We start from the raw sequence: 18,600 nt of genomic DNA, 5'->3' as shown, positions 1-18,600 counted from the left end.
ATGATAAGATACAAGTTAACCATTGCCTATGACGGTACTAAATTTCATGGATTCCAACGACAACCTGATATGAGAACTGTTCAAGGGGTCATTGAACGTGCCTTGGCAAAGATGACTAAAGGAATCCATGTCGAAGTATATGGGTCTGGTAGGACTGACGCAGGGGTACATGCAAAGGGTCAGGTTATTCATTTTGATTATCCGGGCAATATGCCGGCTGAAAATATGTTACGAGCAATTAACTCATTGATGCCTTTAGATGTAATTGTGGAAAACTCAGAAATTGTGGATAATACTTTCCATGCAAGGTATGGCGTTAAGAAGAAAACATATCAATATCGTGTAGATTGTGGATATTATACTGATCCGTTCAAAAGGTTTTACACAGGGCATTATCAATATCCAATCGATATTAAAAAAATTGAGGTTGCTTTACAGGATCTAACAGGTGAACATGATTTTACAAGTTTTGCGGCATCTGGTGGGGTAATTGAAAATAAAATTCGCACAATTTACTCAGCTACGGTACAATATGTGGAATCGCAAAATGAATTGATTTTTGAGTTTACCGGAAATGGCTTCTTATATAATATGGTAAGAATCCTTGTTGCTACTTTACTGGAGATTGGTAATGGCAGACGAGATGTTCACGATTTTTTGAGATTATTTGAAGTTAAGGACCGTCAAGAGGCACGTGGAACCGCACCCGCAAGTGGACTATATTTAAAACAGGTATTTTATGAATAAAACCTGTGGATAATTATTGACTTATTGCACAATACCAAGTATTATTGTTGTTGGTATTGTTTGCCCCACGATGAGCCCCGGAAACTTATTGAGTGTCAAACAGACGTAGAAACTGGAGGAATTTAAAGTGCGTACAACACCATTAGCAAAAGCAAGTGAAGTTGAACGTAAATGGTATGTAATTGATGGTGAAGATGTCGTTTTAGGTAGACTTTCATCAGTTGTAGCTTCAATTCTTAGAGGTAAGAACAAGCCAACTTACACACCTAACGTTGATACAGGTGATAATGTTATTATCATCAATGCAGATAAAGTTAAATTAACAGGTAAAAAAGCTAAGGGAAAGATTTATTATTCTCATTCAGACCATCCAGGTGGTTTAAAGAGCATTAGTGCCGGCGAGAAGAGAGCAACAAAACCAGTATCATTTGTTGAAGACTCAATCCGCGGTATGTTACCTAAGAACAGCCTTGGTCGTCAAGAAATTTTGAAGTTGCATGTTTATGCAGGTCCAGAACACAAGAACCAAGCACAAAATCCAGAAGAGTTGGATATCAACAAACTAATTTAAGGAGGAAAACATTTTGGCACAAGTATCATATGCTGGAACAGGCCGTCGTAAAGACTCAACAGCCCGTGTTCTATTAGTTCCCGGAGACGGAAAAATTACTATCAACAAGCGTGATGTCAAAGATTACATTCCTTTTGACAATTTGATTGCTGATATGAAACAACCATTAGATATTACTGAAACAGTTGCTAACTATGACGTTATTGCTAACGTTAACGGTGGTGGCTTCTCAGGACAAGCTGGAGCAATCAGACATGGTATTGCTAGAGCACTTCTTAATGTCGATCCAGACTTTAGACCTACTCTTAAAGCAGCAGGATTCTTAACACGTGACCCTCGTATGAAGGAACGTAAGAAGCCAGGTCTTAAGAAAGCTCGTAAAGCTTCACAATTTTCAAAACGTTAATATATCCAGATATTACCGTTGGACACCTACTTTGTGGGTGTTTTTTTTTTGTCCAAAATTTTAGACAAATTGTAGATATTGTTAATGTGTGATGCTGTTGGATCGCAATTGTGCTTGTAATTCTTAAATTCTTCCAGTTCAATTCTTTGTTTTAATTATGGGAGTATTATACATTTTATTTGTTACTTATAATTTTTTATTGGAGATGCAATTTATGACAAACAAATATGACTATGATGTTTTATATATTGGTGCAGGGCACGGAACATTTGATGGAGCGATTCCTCTAGCAAAAACTGGCTGCAAAGTTGCAGTTGTTGAGAGCGGCTTAATTGGTGGAACTTGTCCCAATAAAGGTTGTAATGCAAAAATAACTTTGGATCAACCAGTTAAGATAAGTAGAGAAATTGAAAATTCCAACGAATTGGAAGGAAATATTCAAATAAATTGGGAAAAGAGTTTGAAACACAAGCAGGATTTAATAGATCAGCTTCCCCCAATGATTAGTGGTTTGATGAAGAGTGTCGGTATTGATATTGTTAAAGGACACGGAATATTTAAGGATCAACATACAGTGGTTGTAGATGGAAATGTTACTGTAACTGCAGACAAAATAGTTGTATCAACAGGATTAAGACCAAATAGATTAGATATTCCAGGAGATGATTTGGCACATGATAGTGAGAACTTCATGAACCTGAAGTCATTACCAAAGAATATTGTTATCATGGGTGCTGGTTATATTGGTATGGAATTTGCAACAATTGCAAATGCTGCCGGTAGTAAGGTTACTGTACTTATGCACAATGAAATGGCTTTGAGAGAATTTCACCAACCATTTGTTCAAAAAGTTGTGGATGATCTTAAAAAAAGAGGAGTTACTTTTGTAGAAAATGCGAAAATAACTTCACTGGAAGAATCTGGTGCTGATATAATAGTTACTTGTGATGGTCAAAAGATTCAAACAGATTGGGTCTTGGATGCTACTGGTAGAATTCCTAATATTGAAAAAATTGGTTTGGAAAAAATTGGTGTTAAATGTAATAAACATGGAATTATTGTAAATGATCACCTTCAAACAAATGTGGATAATGTTTATGCTTCTGGTGATGTTATTGATAAGATTCAACCAAGGCTCACACCTACAGCAGTATTTGAATCAACATATCTTATGAAATTGTTCTCAGGTGTTACTACTGGACCGATTGTTTATCCAGTGATTCCAACTGTCACATTCACTTCTCCAAGAATTGCACAGGCTGGTGTAACTGTTGAAGAGGGAGTTCAGAAGGGATATAAGATTGTGGATTCTGATTTAACAGGTGATTGGTATTATCAAGTAGATAATGAACCAATTGCTGAGAGCAAATTCATTTATGACAAGGATAACAAATTAGTTGGTGTAACCGAGGTCAGTGACAAAGCTGATGATGTTATAAATACACTGTTACCAATTATTGAATTGAAGTTGGATTCAGAGCAACTTGGTAGAATTGTGAGTCTATTCCCTTCAATCAGTTCAGATGTGATGGGTCGAATTTAAATAATTTATAAAAAATAAAGAGGAACTAATATGTGTGGACGATTCATGTTTCAGCCTAATGATAATGATGAAATGCAGCGAATATATCAGCTAGCAGTGGACGATGGCTATGATCCAAAAATCGGTGAAGTTTATCCAACTGATAAAATTGCAATTGTTAGTGCAGGGGATAATCGTGTTAAGGTTGTGACCATGAAATGGGGATTTCCCGGTTTCAAAAAGGGACAGTCTATTATTAATGCACGTTCAGAAACTGTCATGCAAAAGGCAATGTTTAATGAATCGTTTATGAATCGGCGATGTGTATTTCCCACTACAGGTTTCTTTGAATGGTCAAAGGATAAAGTTAAGCACAGTTTTAACTACAGTGATGATCCGGATTCACTTTTTATTGCTGGTTTCTATAAAGAATTTGATGGGGCTCAATGTAGTGTATTATTAACGACTGAGCCTAATGAGTCGGTGGTAAAAATTCATGATAGAATGCCTTTGATACTGCAAAAAAATCAAATCAATTCGTGGATTTATGATCAGAAATTTGCAATTGATTTCTTGAAATCTTCAATGCCAGTATTAAAAGCAAATAATGTATAAATAATAGCTCTACGAATTATTTTTTAATAATTCGTAGAGCTATTTTTATACTGAAAAAGCAGTTAATATAATATTTTGAATATATTTGTATTAAAAAGTCAGGTATGACAAGGTGTTAAGCAATATTTTAGGGAAATATTATTTCTTAAACTAAATTGACAGTAAAATGTACCTAAAGTAAACTTTGATAATTCAATAAAGTTGTCCACTTGTGGAAAAGATTTGGACTATTTAAATTTTAATTATGAGCGAGGAAATCAATGGAAGCCAGTGTAGCCATCCAAGTTGTACCAGGTGTTAACTCTAAGCAAGAAATAATCGAAATTGTCGACGAAGTTATAGACTATATCGCTAGTACAGGACTTGTTTATCAGGTAGGTGCTTTTGAAACATCTATTGAGGGTAATTATGATGAATTAATGGAAGTAGTTAAACAATGTCAAATTATTGCTATTGAAGCGGGTGCACCAAGCGTTTCTGCTTATATAAAGGTTGTTTATAACCCAAAGGGAGAAGTATTGAGTATTGAAAAGAAAACAAAGAAACATAGGCATTAATGTCTATGCAATATTTTCAATAATAACAATATTTTGTATCTGGGAATTTGTTACTTTATTTGAATGGGTTCCAGATTTTATGTTGCCGACTCCATTGCAGGTAATACAAGCGTTTATCAATGATTTTAGCTTGTTGATGTTTCATGCCAGAATAACTTTGATTGAAGCGGCGTATGGTTTGATATTAGGGATGTTTCTAGGAATTATAGTAGCTTTGATAATGGATCGATTTAAACGCGTTAAAGAAGCGTTATATCCAATATTGGTACTTACTCAGACTATCCCAACTATTGCCATTGCTCCGTTATTAACGGTGTGGTTTGGTTTTGGAATTATGCCAAAAGTAGTGTTAATTATCATTACGATATTTTTTCCCGTTTCAATTGCAATGTTGAATGGATTTTCGTCAATTGATCAGGATGAAGTTAGATTATTAAGATCTATGGGAGCAAGTCAGATACAAATTTTCTGGCATATAAAAATACCATCAAGCTTGGATGATTTTTTTGCAGTTATGAAAGTAGCTGTTACATACTCTGTGATCGGCGCAGTGATTTCAGAGTGGCTTGGAGGAGTTGTTGGATTAGGTGTTTATATGACCAGAGTGCGTAAATCATATAATTTTGACAAAATGTTTGCAGTAATATTTTTGATTTCAGTTTTAAGTTTGTTATTAGTTGGGTTGATAAATGTGATTCAAAGATTAAGTATGCCATGGAAAAAGGATTAATTAAGGGGACGATATGAAGAATAGAATTAAATTATTAATTATTTTAAGCTTGGGTTTATTTTTAATTTTGGGTGGATGTACCAATAAAAATAAATCGATTAAAAATAATTTAAAAAAGGTAACCATAGTCCTGGATTGGACGCCTAATACTAATCATACAGGTTTGTATGTTGCACAGAAAAAAGGTTATTTTAAGAAGCAGGGATTAGATGTAAAAATTGTTCAACCTTCAGATGGTGATGCTAGTACCATTGTTGCTAGTGGTAAGGCTGATTTTGGTATTTCAGCCCAAGATACGCTAGCGGCTAATTTTGCATCAAAGAAACCTTTACCTATAACAGCAGTGGCGGCAATTTTACAGCATAATACTTCGGGAATCATGTCTCGAAAGGATGATAATATTACTCATCCAAAAGAATTGGAGCATAAGACATACGCCACATGGGATTCTCCAATTGAAAAGGCCATGTTAAAAAATGTTATGGAAAAAGATGGTGGTAATTATAGTGATCTGAAGATGATTCCCAATAATATTGTTGACGAACCAAAAGCACTGAAAGAGAAACAAGCTGATGCAATATGGGTATTTTATGGTTGGGGTGGAATTTCTGCTAATTTGGAAAAAGTGCCAGTAAACTATTTTTATTTTAAAGATCTGAATTCAACGTTTGATTATTACACACCAGTAATTATTTCAAATAATAAATTTTTAAAGGATAATCCAACGATTGCTAAAAAGTTTATGAAAGCCACAACAATGGGTTATGAGTACGCAATAAACCATCCTAAGTCTGCCGGTAATATACTTGTACAACAAGTTCCGGAATTAGATAGTAAGTTAGTCAATGCCAGTCAAAAATGGATTTCTGGACAATATAAGGCAGAAGGATCTAAATTTGGATATATTGAACCTAGACGATGGAATAATTTTTATAATTGGCTAGATGATAGTAAGTTGATTGATAAAAGAATCCCAGTAAATACTGGATTCACCAATAAGTATTTGCCGGAGTAATTAAATGTCTAAATTAGAAGTGAAACATATTTCCAAGAATTTTGAGTATAAGAAAATACTGAATAACTTAAACCTGTACGTTGATACTGGGGAGATAGTCAGCATTGTTGGTCCAAGTGGAGTGGGTAAATCTACATTATTCAATATTATAGCCGGATTATTGGAACCTAGTTTGGGTAATGTATTTTTGGATGGTAAATCCATCATTAATAATCCTGGTCGAGTATCTTACATGCTACAAAAGGATTTGTTATTGCCTTACAAAACAATTGAGCAAAACGTTGCTTTACCACTACTTTTAAAGGGTATTAATAAGAAAGTAGCAATGTCTAAAGTAAATGAGCTATTGAATGAATTTGGATTTGAGTTTGTTGCTAAGGCGTATCCTAATGAATTATCCGGAGGGATGAGACAGAGAATTGCGTTGCTTAGGACGTACATGTTCTCCAACAATTTGATTTTACTGGATGAACCTTTCAGTGCCTTGGATACCTTTACTAAATCTGAAATTCAATCATGGTATTTGAAAATTCATAAAGATTTGGATTTAACAACTTTATTCATTACTCACGATATAGATGAAGCCATTAAACTTTCTAATAGAGTTTATATTCTAAAGGGAAGTCAATATGATGGTTTGGATAGTGTCAGGATCAACAAATCTGGATATGATATCGATGATTTCCTGGTTTCTAATGATTTTTTGAGTTATAAGAAAGAAATACTTAATACCTTACAAAGCAATTGAAACAAAAAGCCGATATTTACATACGTAAATGTCGGTTTCTTTTGCTTTATATTCAAAAACTGAACGTACCCTGTTACAATATGTTTCCATCTAGTTAACCATTTGTTCATTAACGTACTGTGAATACAATTTGTGAGATTTCATGAGTTCCTTGTGACTGCCATGTCCGGTTATTTGACCATGTTCAATGAAATATATTTGGTCTGCTTCGACAATTGTAGAAAGTCTATGAGCTATCACTAATGTCGTACGTCCAATCATTAGTTTATCAAGTGCTTGTTGGACCTTTTCCTCTGACTCGGAATCCAAACTAGCGGTTGCTTCGTCTAACATTAAAATTTTTGGATTTCTGAGAAAGGCACGTGCTATTGCTATTCGTTGTTTTTGACCGCCAGATAATTTAATGCCACGTTCACCAATTTGTGTATTTAATTGTTCTGGAAATTCTTTGACAAAGTTATCAGCATAAGCTAATTTCAATCCATGCCATAGTTCATCATTGGTTAATTCCTTATTTAATCCATATTGAAGATTATCACGAATACTACCTGCAAAGGCTGCACTATCTTGTGAAACGTATCCAATTTGAGATCTCCAGTTACTAATATTAATATCTTCAATGTTGTGATCTGCTACAGTAATACTTCCACTAGTTGGTGTGTAAAATCGTTCTAGCAGTGAGAATAGAGTCGACTTACCACCACCACTAGGGCCAGCAAAGGCAATTACATTATTAGGCTTTGCTTCAAATGATATATTGGTTAAAATTGGAGAATCTTTCTTGTAGCTAAAAGAGACGTTAGTAGCTTTTATAGTGCCACCTTCAACGTCAAATTCAGTTGCATTACCAGTGGGTTCTAAATTAGTATCTAGAATTTCTTGAATGCGTTGGGTTGAACCCATGGCCTTTTGAATTTGTGAGAAAAATGTTGCAAAGCTTGTTAGTGGAGATATGATATTGAATAAATAGAGCAAGAAGGCTACAAGTGAACCGCTAGTCATGGTTCCGCTAGAAACACGGATGGCTCCATAACCAAGAATACCAACAAACATTCCTAACATAGTAGTCATCATGATTGGTTGCAATATAGCCTCGACTTTTGCATCTTTGACACCAAGTGAAAATATATTTTGTATAAAATTTCCACCAGTATTTTTTTCGAATATTTCACCATTACTTGATTTGATCAATCGTACTTCAGATAATTTTTCACTGGCATCTGCGTTGAAATCTGCAGTTGCTGTTTGTAATTGACGTCCTAGCCTTGATAATATTCTACCAACTGGTATTAAAATCAATGTTAAAATTGGGACCACTGTGAATATTAATGCTGCCATTTTCCAATCCATTATGAATAGAATTATCATGGATCCAATTAGTTGGATACCACCTGTAATAAAGTTTGGAAATTGGGACGTAACTAAATCTTTTACGATCGACGTGTCATTGACCAGTCGTGAGGAACTTTCACCGGATTTATGAATATCAAAGTAGCTTACTGGTAATTTTAGTAGATGATTCCATAGCTTTTTTCTTAGGGTCATAACTGCACTTTCGCCAGTGTATCTAAGTAAAAATCCACCGATAGTTCCAAAGCCCAATTGAATTGCAAAAGCAATTATTAAAATAATAATCAATTTGTTATTCATATGAGTTAATTTAGTAGTGTCTACTAGTCCTTTTGTGATCTGAGGAACAATTAAACTTGCACCACTAGTTACTAAACTAAGAAGTAACCCTAAAACAAAAATTCCCTTTTTAGGATTCACACTATTAATTAACTTCAAAAAATCTTTAAGTTTAATATTGTTGTTTTTATTTTCCAATGTTTTGTTGCGCATATTGAATTGGTTATCCTTTAATTAAAATTTATTCCCATACCAAAAATTTTGTCTGTTATTTTGCCCATAGTCTTTTGGAGTAGAAAAGAAATCCATTCCCATTTGTTGATAATCTGAGAAATTGCCATTTCGGATTTCTTTTCTTATTTTTTGACGTATGTCATCGGGTGACATATTTTGACAATCATCACCAAATTTAGCCATCATTGTTTCATGAATTTTTTGCATATATTGCATACGATCCATTGGGTCAATGAATTTATTAGCTTGTTTTTTAAAGTCATCATCCCATCCGTCAGCAATTTTTTGTAAAATATCGCTGAATTGACTCATTTGATCATCACTTAATCCAGAGAAGAATAGTTCACTGTAGTCATTGTCTTTAAGTGAAGCGTTATCGTCAGCTTTATCTTTTCCAGTATCGGTCAAGTAAACCAATTTTGTACGCTTGTCTGCTTTATCTTCTTTACGAATAATATAATTATTATTTTCGAGCTTTTTCAATAATTCAGCAATGGAGCTAGGTCTAAGATCCAAAACTTCACCTAAGTATCGCTGACTTAGTCCATCTTCTAATCTGAGTATTGCTAAGACTCTCTGTTGTCCTGATAAACGTTGTTTGTTTTGATGCATGAAGTTATTACCTGCAGTACTAACAAAATGTAGCTGTTTCATTAGGTCATCTGTTGATTTACTCATTGGATATTTCTCTTTTCATTTTATTTGTTCGGCACCGAATCATTATTCAATTAATGATTATAGTTCGGCACCGAATGAATTGTCAACTATTTTTATCGTATAACGCAAATATTCCCAGGGTTTACTTTCGTAAATACTGGGAATACTTATGTTGGCTATAAAATTAATATGACTGTTAACTTATTTTTAATAGACGATAGCGCTGATATTAGGTAAATCAGTTAATTCATTTGCATTAAGCACTCGACAGTTAATTTTGTTTAATGCTGCTTTCAGCATTAATTTATTTTGATCAATCGAGTAGGAGTTGCCAATGTTAAATGAAATTATTGATTTAACTCTTTTGTCGGTAATAGCGTGATTGATACTATCAACATCACTAAGGACCTTATCTTGTCTATCAGCTTGGTTGTATTCTTGTTGTAACAATTCAGCGTTATGCATTCTTTTATCAACTGAGAGCTGATTAAGTTTATTTTTTAGTTCATTTTGAGAGAGATTTAGAACTGACCCTCGGATAACGTCATAAATGTAAGAACTGTTACCGTAATTGTTCAGATAAGTATCAAGTACTTCTGGGAGACCGGATATGATAAAACTATAACCGTTTTCCTTTGATAACTTAGTTAGTTCTCTATTCAAATATCTGTAGTAAATTAATTGGTCTTTTTCTTGTTCTTCAGGTTTAGATCTGTGTCCGTGGTAGTTGGATGTGTTAAGTCCGCCATATGAACCTGTGTTTAAGTTTGAATCCACATCGAAATCTGAATAGTAATCAGCAAATTTTGTATAAATTTTTTCTGTGTTGATGGCTTTAAGAGTCTTTACGTCTACGATATTGATACGATCACGGCTGATATTAATAATATATTGTGGTGCATCAGTCAATTCTTCTTGCAAGAATAGATCTTGAATTAAAAATGTATTACCAACATGAGACTTAGGCTCAACGTCATGATTCATTTCGCATATTTGTACGTCGTCGTTAGTGGCAAAGATTAGTACGGCAGGGCCAGCATTACTCCAAAGTGTACGGTCTAGAATCAATGCATCCAACTTTTCAACTGCGTTTGACCAGTCACGTCTTGGATAGTTTAGTTCTAGATCTTTTTTGACATCTTTTAAGAGGTTTTTATAGATTAAAATATTATTGTTAACTTGGGGAGTTTCGGGATGAATGGGGAGAATGATACTTATCTTTGGTTCTACTTTTGAAGATAGTAGGTTTAATAATTCTTTTTTGTTAGTTAATTTCATATGTCATCTCCTTATAGTTACCATAATTTATTTGTAATAGTAATATATCATCATTCCAGCTACCTTGGCTAGTAATACGCATAAAGATAATTTTAAAAAATAAATATCATAAGTACTGATAACGCTTACAGCCCTTATGATATACTCTTCACTGGAAGACTAAAAAAATAAAAGGGGGATTAAATCATGGCTACTGCGAAAAAGAAAAAGCATGCCTTTCCGTCAGCTTATACAGTTATAGTCATTGTTTTAATCATGGTTCAGGCTTTAACTTTTTTTATTCCATCTGGTAAGTACTCCACTTTGGAATATAGTTCAGATAGTAATGCATTTGTTATTACTGATGCTAAGGGTAAAACTAAAAAGGAACCTGCAACTAAAAAGACACTTGATAAATATAAGATCAAAATCAAGTTATCAAAATTTAAGGATGGGACAATTTACCGACCAGCTGCCATTCCTAATTCTTATCACAGAATTAAAAAGCCAAAACGTGGAGTTTTTGGGACCATCAATCAATTTTTGACTTCACAGGTTAAAGGTATATCAGACAGTGTCGATATTATTATCTTTATTCTTATTTTGGGTGGAGTTATCGGTATAGTTAATGCAACTGGTGCAATGGATGCTGGTATGAAACGGCTATCTGAAATCTTAAAAGGGAAACAAAAATGGCTTATCATAATTGTTACTACCTTGATTGCTTTAGGTGGAACGACATTTGGATTAGCTGAGGAGACAATTGCGTTTTATCCAATTTTAATACCGATATTCCTGCTAGCAGGTTATGATACGTTGACCGCAGTCGCTGCGGTTTACTTGGGTACTGCGATTGGAACCATGAGTTCGACGATCAATCCATTTTCTACCGTAATTGCTTCAAATGCAGCTGGAATAACTTTTACTGATGGGATGCCATTGAGGCTATTAATGTGGGTAACCGCAGTAGGTATATCAATTGCTTATACGATTCATTATGGTGAGAAAGTACGTAAGGATCCATCTAAGTCACTGATTGCCGATCAAATGGAGTCTGATCGAGATCATTTCTTAGATACTGATATGGATGAAAAAAAGGAATTTACAATCCGTCAGAAATTAGCACTGATAATCTTTGCACTTGGATTCGTTGTAATGATCTGGGGTGTTCAACAACTTGGCTGGTACTTCACTGAGATCGCAGTTGTTTTCTTAGCTGTAACTTATATTCTGGCATTTGTAGTTGGATTGGGCGAAAAGAAGTTTGTTGAAAGCTTTGTTTCTGGTGCTGCTGACCTATTAGGTGTAGCTCTAACCGTTGGACTGGCACGTTCGGTTGGTATCGTAATGGAAAATAGTTATGTCAGTGATACGATCATGAATTACTTTAGTAATCAAATTAGTGGTATGAATAATGTCTTGTTCATTTGTGTATTATTCTTTGTATACGTTATATTAGGATTCTTTATCCAATCTTCATCAGGTCTTGCTGTATTATCAATGCCAATTATGGCTCCACTTGCTGATGTTGTGGGTATAGATCGTTCAATGATAATTGATGCATATAACTGGGGACAAGGATTGATTGGATTAATTGCACCTACAGGATTGATTTTGGTATCATTATCTATGGTAAATATCGGGTTTGATAAGTGGATAAAATTCGTTTTCAAACTGTTGGTTACAATAATTATTTTAATATTAGTATTTTTAAGTGTTGGAGTATTAATATCTTAATCGAAAAGCACTCTCGACTGAGAGTGCTTTTTTGGAATAAGAGATGAAATTTATGAAGATTTTGAAATTACCATTTGGTATTATTGAAATATTAAAAAATGGAGATCCAATAGAGTTCAGTGGTGCTAAAATAAAGGATCAATATGTTAAAAATAGTACTGTTAAAGAATCATTAATGCTAAATTTCAATTACGATAATTGTAAAAAAAATGATGTAATTGAGTTAAAGATATATTCGGCATTACCATTTAGATATAAAGGTAGTCAAAACAAAGATAATATAAAGGGTAAAAGCTATGCATTAAATGATTATGTTGTGGGATTATCCCTTGCTGTGGACAGTAAACATGTTCCAAAGGACTATTCAATTTATTGTGATTCTACATATCCGTCAATTATCTATTACTTTGCTGAAAGAGTAAAAGAGTCAAAGGTCGATAAACTAGGATTTGCTTTGGTGTATGGGATTGGAAGATTGAATAATAAGGTTTCAAAAGACATTGATTCAACAAGTGAGGATATTATTAAATATATTCAGAAATAAATATTTAATTTTAATAGCAATGAAAAAGTCACCTAAATTAGGTGACTTTTTTGGTGCCTATTGCTTATGCGCAAATATAACTATTTATTGTATGTTTTGTGTAAATTTATAGTAAAGATTTATTTTGTATCATTACACAATCTTTACAATAAATATAAATAACATATACATCCTTTTGTTAAACTTTTTTTGTACTTAAAACGAAATAGAAAGTTGGTTATTCCGCAATGAGAAAAGGGCGATTTTTAACGGTATGTTTAGGGTTAATGTTGTTATTTATTGGTGTTTTGACTGGATGCTCAAGTCAGAATTCCGCAGGTGCTAAAAAAGATTCTGGAAAAATTACGGTTGTATTTTATCCTAATGAGTCAGCAAAGAACTTCACAGGATCTCGTGAAGAGATGAAGAAACAAATTCATAAAGCAACTGGAAAAGAAGTAGAGATTCAAACAACTACTGATTACAACGTTGCTATCGAAGCGATTGCTTCTGGTAAAGCACAATTGGCATTTATGGGTGCAGATGGCTATATTCAAGCACATGCACAAAACAAGAAGGTTGTTCCATTCTTATTACAATCTGGTGAAGATGGTACTGATAAAGGAGCCAGTTATCGTTCATACTTAATGGTTTCTAAAGATAAGGCAGATTCATATAAGAAAAATGGTAAGTATGATATTGACAAAATCAAAGGTGAGAAAATCTCATTTGTTTCAACAAGTTCAACATCAGGATACGCAGTTCCAACTGATGAAATCCAAAAGCACTTTAAATTAGAGAACAAAGATAAATTAGCCGAGGGTGGTAAGTTCTTTGATAAGGTTCTATATGGTAATTCACATCCTGGATCAGCAATTAACTTATTAAAGGGTGACGCTGATGTTGCTGCATTTGATGATATTGATTTGACACCATTCTTGGACGTAAAAGATGGAAGCTACAACAAAGTGGGTTCAACATTTGTAGTTAAGGAAGATGCTGACGCTCCATTTGCAGATTTCAAGGGTAAGGAATTAGTTGATATTTCAGTATTGCCAGTTCAAAATGGTCCATTTGTAGTTAATACAGGAGCATTGAGCGATAAAGATAGAAAAGCAATTGAAAAACGTTTCACATCAAAAGATGTTACAGATAATCCAAAACTTATGGCTAAACCAGGTTCAAAGACACCAACTCTATGGCAAAAGAAGAGTGCAAAAATGACTTTACTACCTGTAGATGATGATTGGTATAAACCTACTCATGAATTAGTTGGTAAATAAGGGGATAGACGAATGCTAGAGGTAAAACATTTAGAAAAGAGCTATCAAAAAGATAAGCCAGCCTTGACTGATATCAATTTTTCAGTAGAGCCTGGAACATTTGTTGCAATTATCGGTCCTTCTGGTGCAGGTAAGACAACTATCTTAAGAAGCTTGAATCAGTTGATCAAAGATGATGGTGGTCAAATTCTCTTAGACGGTGGAGATATTAGAACTGCCAACAAAACACAATTAAGACATTATCGCCGTCAAATTGGAATGGTTTTCCAGAATTACAACTTAGTTGAGAGATTGACTGTTATTGAAAATGTTTTGCATGGACGACTAGGATATAAATCTACATTTGCTGGTATATTTGGTCGTTATACTGAAGAGGAAAAACAAGAGGCTTTAACTTTACTAAGTAAAGTTGGTCTGGAGGATTTTGCTTTGCAACGTTGTTCTGAACTTAGTGGTGGTCAGAAGCAACGTGTTGGTATAGCTAGGTCATTAATTCAGCATCCCAAAATCATTCTTTGCGATGAACCGATTGCTTCACTAGATCCGGCATCATCTCAAACAGTAATGAAACTACTAAAAGATTTAACCACTGAATTCAATATTATTTGTATCGCAAATTTACATCAAATCGGTTTGGCCAAGGATTATGCTGATCGAATTATTGGAATTCGTGATGGGAAAATGGCTTTTGATGAAAAGGCTGATATGTTATCTGAGGAAATATTAAGGACACTATATGATCAAAATACTACTGAGGGGCTTGGTTGATGCAGACACCTGTAAAATATTTAGCTCGAAAACATTGGAAACAGACAGGAGTTATCGCACTTATTGGAAGTATTTATCTATTAAGTAGTTATATCCTCAAGTTTGATGGATTAAGTGGTATTTTGGCCATACCTAGAGCGTTCACATGGCTTTGGATCAATTTCAGGCCAACATCTAATTCCATTCAATATTTACCTAGTATTTGGCAAAAGCTAATTGGTACAGTCATGTTAGCAGTTGCTTCTACAGTTGTTGCATCGATAATTGCAATATTTGTGGCAATTTTAGGATCAAAGGTTACTGGTGGTAATAGTGTTATTCAAACAGTTGTGCGTGGAATAGCTTCATTTTTTAGAAATATTCCATTAGTTGCTTGGGCAATGATTCTACTTTTCTCCTTTAAACAGAGCGATTTCACTGGATTTTTAGCTCTATTACTCTTGTCTGTCGGATATTTAATTCGTGCATTCATGGAAATAATCGAAGACGAAGCTAGTGAAACGATGCTGGCACTTAAAGCTACGGGGGCAAGTTATTTACAGGTTATTTTTCAAGCTGTAATTCCTCAAATTATGCCCAGTTTGATTAGTTGGATTCTATATATGATCGAAAACAACGTACGTGATGCGACATTAGTTGGAATTTTAACCGGTACAGGTATTGGTTTTGTATTTGATATTTATTATAAGAGTTTTCGATTTGATGCTGCTGGGATGACAGTTCTTTTAATAATTGTTGTTGTAATAGCATTGGAAATTTTATCTAATCAAATCAGAAAGGTTATCTTATGATCTCAAATAGTGATGAAAGATTGGTTGTAGATCCAAATGATCAGCAACCTAAAAAGATTAGGTTACACGAAGCAAGTTTATCGAGGTATATGATTCTATCAGTATTATCTTTTCTGACATTGATAACAATATATACACTTATGAATTTGGATGCCGCGGGTGTAAAAATTGGATCAGCTGTTCATGGACTGATGATGACATTGCGTCAAATGTTTTTACAACCGAGTGCGGGAAGCGATGGGATAGTTCTTTTACTTCAATCTTTAGGAATCAGTTTGTTACTTTCAATAATGACAACAGTGATAGGTGCTGTTATAGGTTTTGTATTGGCAGTATTTGCCTCTAAAAATTTGACCAATGCATATCTTGGTGGTGGGATTAGAATAATAATGGCAATTATCCGTGCTATTCCAACAATTATTTGGGTTCTTATCTTCTCCATTGTGTGTGGCTTAGGAACAAACGCTGCAGTTCTTGGATTAAGTTTTCATAGTGTTGCCTACCTAACTAAAGCATATTCAGAGAGTATTGAGGAAATAGATCAGTCGACTATTGAAGCTTTAAAAGTAACCGGAAGTAAATTTTGGGTTGTTGTTTTTCAAGCAATTTGGCCAACAATAATAGCTTCACTTGTATCATGGACATTTATAAGAGTGGAAATTAATTTTGCCAATGCTGTCGCTGTGGGTGCGGCTGCTGGTGCTGGTGGAATTGGGTATCAATTATTTGTTTCAAGTGGAATGAGCTTTGATTTCCACGAAGTCGGGATGATTGTTTATCTTGTTATTGTGGCAACTTTATTGTTGGAATTTATCGCTGTTAAATTAAGAAAAGCTTACATTGTTAAGTAGAGTGAAAGGATAACTTTATGATTAAAACAGTAATATTTGATTGGGCTGGGACAACAGTTGATTATGGAAGTTGTGCACCAGTTATAGCTTTTAAAAGGGCATTTAATCGTGCAGGAATTACTATTCTGGATAGTGAAATTAGAAAGAATATGGGCATTGCCAAGTGGGATCACATTAACAAAATTATGGAGATCCCAAGAATACAGGATCAATGGAAAGAAATATATTATCGTCTTCCAAATGAAGAAGATCGTGAAAATGTCTATGGTCTGTTTCAAGAGTCATTAATCAAACATTTGAAAGTTTCGACTAAATTGAAACCAGGTATGTTAGAAACCTTTAAGTATTTAACAGAACATAGCATACGTGTTGCAACTACTACTGGTTATACTTTAGAAATGATGAATATTGTTAGGAATAGTGCTTCAAGCCAAGGATATTTACCTGAACTAGTAGTTACATCTGAGGATGTATCTGGTCAAGGTAGACCTTCTCCAGCTATGATCAAGAATATCGTGTCGCAATTTAGTATTAGTGATCTACATAGTGTTCTTAAAATTGGTGATACTATCTCCGATATTCAAGAGGGTCAAAATGCTGGTGTAATTACAGTTGGTGTAATTGAAGGTAGTAGTCTTATGGGATTGTCTGAAGATGAGTTCAATAGACTGACAAAATCCGAACAAGTAGTCAAGCGCAATGAGGTAAGAAAGACATTTGAAGAAGTAGGATCAGATATTATCATTAATAATATGTTTGAATTACCAGATGTTATTCAGACTTTGAATGCATCTGAGGAGGTAGCCAATGGATAATTATTTATTATTAACACCTGGTCCATTGACTACAAGTAGTACAGTTAAAAAAGCAATGGAATTTGATTATTGTACTTGGGATGATGACTATAAAGAGATTACCCAATCAATAAGGCAATCGTTGTTGGCTTTGGCGGATGTAAATCCATCAAAATATACAGCCGTTCCCATTCAGGGAAGTGGAACGTATGGTGTAGAGTCAGTAATCAGTTCAACGATATCCAATTCAGATACGTTATTAATTGCTATAAATGGTTCCTATGGGGAACGCATCAGCCAAATGGCAGATGTGTACGGAATCAACCATATTGATGTAAGAATTGATGAACAAAAACCAGTTTTATTAGAAGACATTAAATCAGTTGTTGAAATGCATCCTGAAATCACACATTTTGCAATGATACACTGTGAAACAACCACTGGAGTTTTGAATCCAATTGAAGAAATCATTCCTTGGGTTCATGAACGAAAGATAGTTACGATAGTTGATGCTATGAGCAGTTTTGGAGGAATTCCAATTGATGTAAGTGGTATTAATATTGATTTTTTGATTAGTAGTACTAATAAATGTATTCAAGGTGTTCCCGGATTTTCTTTTGTAATAGCAAGAAAGAAGGTTTTGGAAGCAACTAAGGGTACTGCTAGGACATTATCACTAGATTTATATGATCAATATCATGAGATGGAAATTAATAACGGTAAATGGCGTTTTACTTCACCAACACATGTTGTCCATGCATTTGCTCAAGCTTTGGAAGAATTAAAACTTGAGGGTGGATTACAGAAACGCTATAAGAGATTCCAAGCAAATCAAAACCAATTGGCTCTTGGAATGGAAAATCTTGGTTTTGAGGTATTGATTGATAAAAAATGGCAATCACCGATTATCACTTCATTTATTTATCCAACAGATGATTTTGATTTTAATGACTTCTATCAAAAATTGAAGGAATCAGGATTTGTAATCTATCCTGGTAAAATTTCAAAAGTACCAACATTCAGAATTGGTAATATTGGAGAAGTGTATAGGGATGATATTGCAAGATTATTAAAGGTAATTAAAGAAATACAGAATACAGAAAAGAGTTTTTGACAAACTTGATTCCTACTAAAATTAGCAGTAAAAAAGTGTGACAAAACATAA

20 protein-coding genes are annotated in these 18,600 nt (G+C 34.1%); 17 read left to right on the top strand and 3 right to left on the bottom strand.

Features of this window, described 5'->3' with window-relative positions:
• From truA to BTM29_RS00660, 9 genes are all read left to right on the top strand, one after another.
• Nucleotides 1-747, top strand: a complete 747-nt coding sequence (gene truA, locus BTM29_RS00700) for a tRNA pseudouridine(38-40) synthase TruA (RefSeq protein ID WP_076613669.1) — start codon at nt 1-3, stop codon at nt 745-747.
• A gap of 127 nt (nt 748-874) precedes the next feature.
• Complete coding sequence (gene rplM, locus BTM29_RS00695; protein ID WP_076613668.1) at nt 875-1,318, top strand: 50S ribosomal protein L13; 444 nt, start codon at nt 875-877, stop codon at nt 1,316-1,318.
• Nucleotides 1,319-1,331: 13 nt separating this feature from the next.
• Nucleotides 1,332-1,724, top strand: coding sequence for a 30S ribosomal protein S9 (gene rpsI, locus BTM29_RS00690; RefSeq protein ID WP_076613667.1), 393 nt, complete (start codon nt 1,332-1,334; stop codon nt 1,722-1,724).
• Between the two features lie 214 nt (nt 1,725-1,938).
• The gene (locus tag BTM29_RS00685; protein ID WP_076613666.1) at nt 1,939-3,267 is read left to right on the top strand and encodes a dihydrolipoyl dehydrogenase family protein; all 1,329 of its coding nucleotides are present in this window, start codon (nt 1,939-1,941) and stop codon (nt 3,265-3,267) included.
• A gap of 30 nt (nt 3,268-3,297) precedes the next feature.
• Nucleotides 3,298-3,861, top strand: coding sequence for an SOS response-associated peptidase (locus BTM29_RS00680; RefSeq protein ID WP_076613665.1), 564 nt, complete (start codon nt 3,298-3,300; stop codon nt 3,859-3,861).
• Nucleotides 3,862-4,121: 260 nt separating this feature from the next.
• A complete protein-coding gene (locus tag BTM29_RS00675) occupies nt 4,122-4,418 on the top strand; it encodes a thiamine-binding protein (protein WP_076613664.1) in 297 nt (98 codons plus the stop codon).
• Nucleotides 4,387-5,148, top strand: coding sequence for an ABC transporter permease (locus tag BTM29_RS00670; RefSeq protein WP_076613663.1), 762 nt, complete (start codon nt 4,387-4,389; stop codon nt 5,146-5,148). The genes BTM29_RS00675 and BTM29_RS00670 overlap by 32 nt, the downstream gene beginning before the upstream one ends.
• Nucleotides 5,149-5,161: 13 nt before the next feature.
• Entirely contained in the window at nt 5,162-6,163 is a 1,002-nt protein-coding gene (locus BTM29_RS00665) for an ABC transporter substrate-binding protein (RefSeq protein WP_076613662.1), read from the top strand.
• A gap of 4 nt (nt 6,164-6,167) precedes the next feature.
• Complete coding sequence (locus tag BTM29_RS00660; RefSeq protein ID WP_076613661.1) at nt 6,168-6,911, top strand: ABC transporter ATP-binding protein; 744 nt, start codon at nt 6,168-6,170, stop codon at nt 6,909-6,911.
• Nucleotides 6,912-7,001: 90 nt separating this feature from the next.
• On the opposite strand, the gene BTM29_RS00655 is transcribed toward BTM29_RS00660, so the two are convergent.
• The 3 genes from BTM29_RS00655 to BTM29_RS00645 all read right to left on the bottom strand — a co-directional run bounded on the left by BTM29_RS00655 (nt 7,002) and on the right by BTM29_RS00645 (nt 10,709).
• The gene (locus tag BTM29_RS00655; protein WP_076613660.1) at nt 7,002-8,753 is read right to left on the bottom strand and encodes an ABC transporter ATP-binding protein; all 1,752 of its coding nucleotides are present in this window, start codon (nt 8,751-8,753) and stop codon (nt 7,002-7,004) included.
• A gap of 21 nt (nt 8,754-8,774) precedes the next feature.
• On the bottom strand, nt 8,775-9,452 hold the full coding sequence (locus BTM29_RS00650) for a MarR family winged helix-turn-helix transcriptional regulator (protein ID WP_076613659.1): 678 nt from the start codon (nt 9,450-9,452) through the stop codon (nt 8,775-8,777).
• A 186-nt stretch (nt 9,453-9,638) separates the two neighbouring features.
• Nucleotides 9,639-10,709, bottom strand: coding sequence for a baeRF8 domain-containing protein (locus tag BTM29_RS00645; protein ID WP_076613658.1), 1,071 nt, complete (start codon nt 10,707-10,709; stop codon nt 9,639-9,641).
• A gap of 186 nt (nt 10,710-10,895) precedes the next feature.
• Between BTM29_RS00645 and BTM29_RS00640 the strand changes: the two genes are divergently transcribed.
• From BTM29_RS00640 to phnW, 8 genes are all read left to right on the top strand, one after another.
• On the top strand, nt 10,896-12,425 hold the full coding sequence (locus tag BTM29_RS00640; protein ID WP_076613657.1) for a YfcC family protein: 1,530 nt from the start codon (nt 10,896-10,898) through the stop codon (nt 12,423-12,425).
• A gap of 52 nt (nt 12,426-12,477) precedes the next feature.
• Nucleotides 12,478-12,969: a hypothetical protein gene (locus tag BTM29_RS00635; RefSeq protein ID WP_076613656.1), complete on the top strand. Its 492-nt coding sequence runs from the start codon at nt 12,478-12,480 to the stop codon at nt 12,967-12,969.
• 227 nt (nt 12,970-13,196) lie between these two features.
• Nucleotides 13,197-14,231 carry a phosphate/phosphite/phosphonate ABC transporter substrate-binding protein gene (locus BTM29_RS00630; protein ID WP_076613655.1) on the top strand — a complete coding sequence of 345 codons (1,035 nt, stop codon included), beginning with the start codon at nt 13,197-13,199 and terminating at the stop codon, nt 14,229-14,231.
• Nucleotides 14,232-14,243: 12 nt separating this feature from the next.
• Complete coding sequence (gene phnC / locus BTM29_RS00625) at nt 14,244-14,999, top strand: phosphonate ABC transporter ATP-binding protein (protein ID WP_076613654.1); 756 nt, start codon at nt 14,244-14,246, stop codon at nt 14,997-14,999.
• Nucleotides 14,999-15,790 (top strand): PhnE/PtxC family ABC transporter permease, encoded by a 792-nt coding sequence (locus tag BTM29_RS00620; RefSeq protein ID WP_076613653.1) that lies wholly within the window; start codon nt 14,999-15,001, stop codon nt 15,788-15,790. Before phnC ends, BTM29_RS00620 begins: the two co-directional genes overlap by 1 nt.
• A complete protein-coding gene (locus BTM29_RS00615; protein WP_076613652.1) occupies nt 15,787-16,641 on the top strand; it encodes a PhnE/PtxC family ABC transporter permease in 855 nt (284 codons plus the stop codon). Before BTM29_RS00620 ends, BTM29_RS00615 begins: the two co-directional genes overlap by 4 nt.
• Before the next feature lie 17 nt (nt 16,642-16,658).
• Nucleotides 16,659-17,456 (top strand): phosphonoacetaldehyde hydrolase, encoded by a 798-nt coding sequence (phnX, locus tag BTM29_RS00610; RefSeq protein WP_076613651.1) that lies wholly within the window; start codon nt 16,659-16,661, stop codon nt 17,454-17,456.
• A complete protein-coding gene (phnW, locus tag BTM29_RS00605) occupies nt 17,449-18,549 on the top strand; it encodes a 2-aminoethylphosphonate--pyruvate transaminase (protein ID WP_076613650.1) in 1,101 nt (366 codons plus the stop codon). Before phnX ends, phnW begins: the two co-directional genes overlap by 8 nt.
• Nucleotides 18,550-18,600: the final 51 nt, after the last annotated feature.

This window comes from Companilactobacillus allii, assembly GCF_001971585.1.
Lineage (GTDB): Bacteria > Bacillota > Bacilli > Lactobacillales > Lactobacillaceae > Companilactobacillus > Companilactobacillus allii.
Note: the sequence above shows the minus strand (reverse complement) of the source record. Positions and strands in the feature narration are given on the sequence as shown.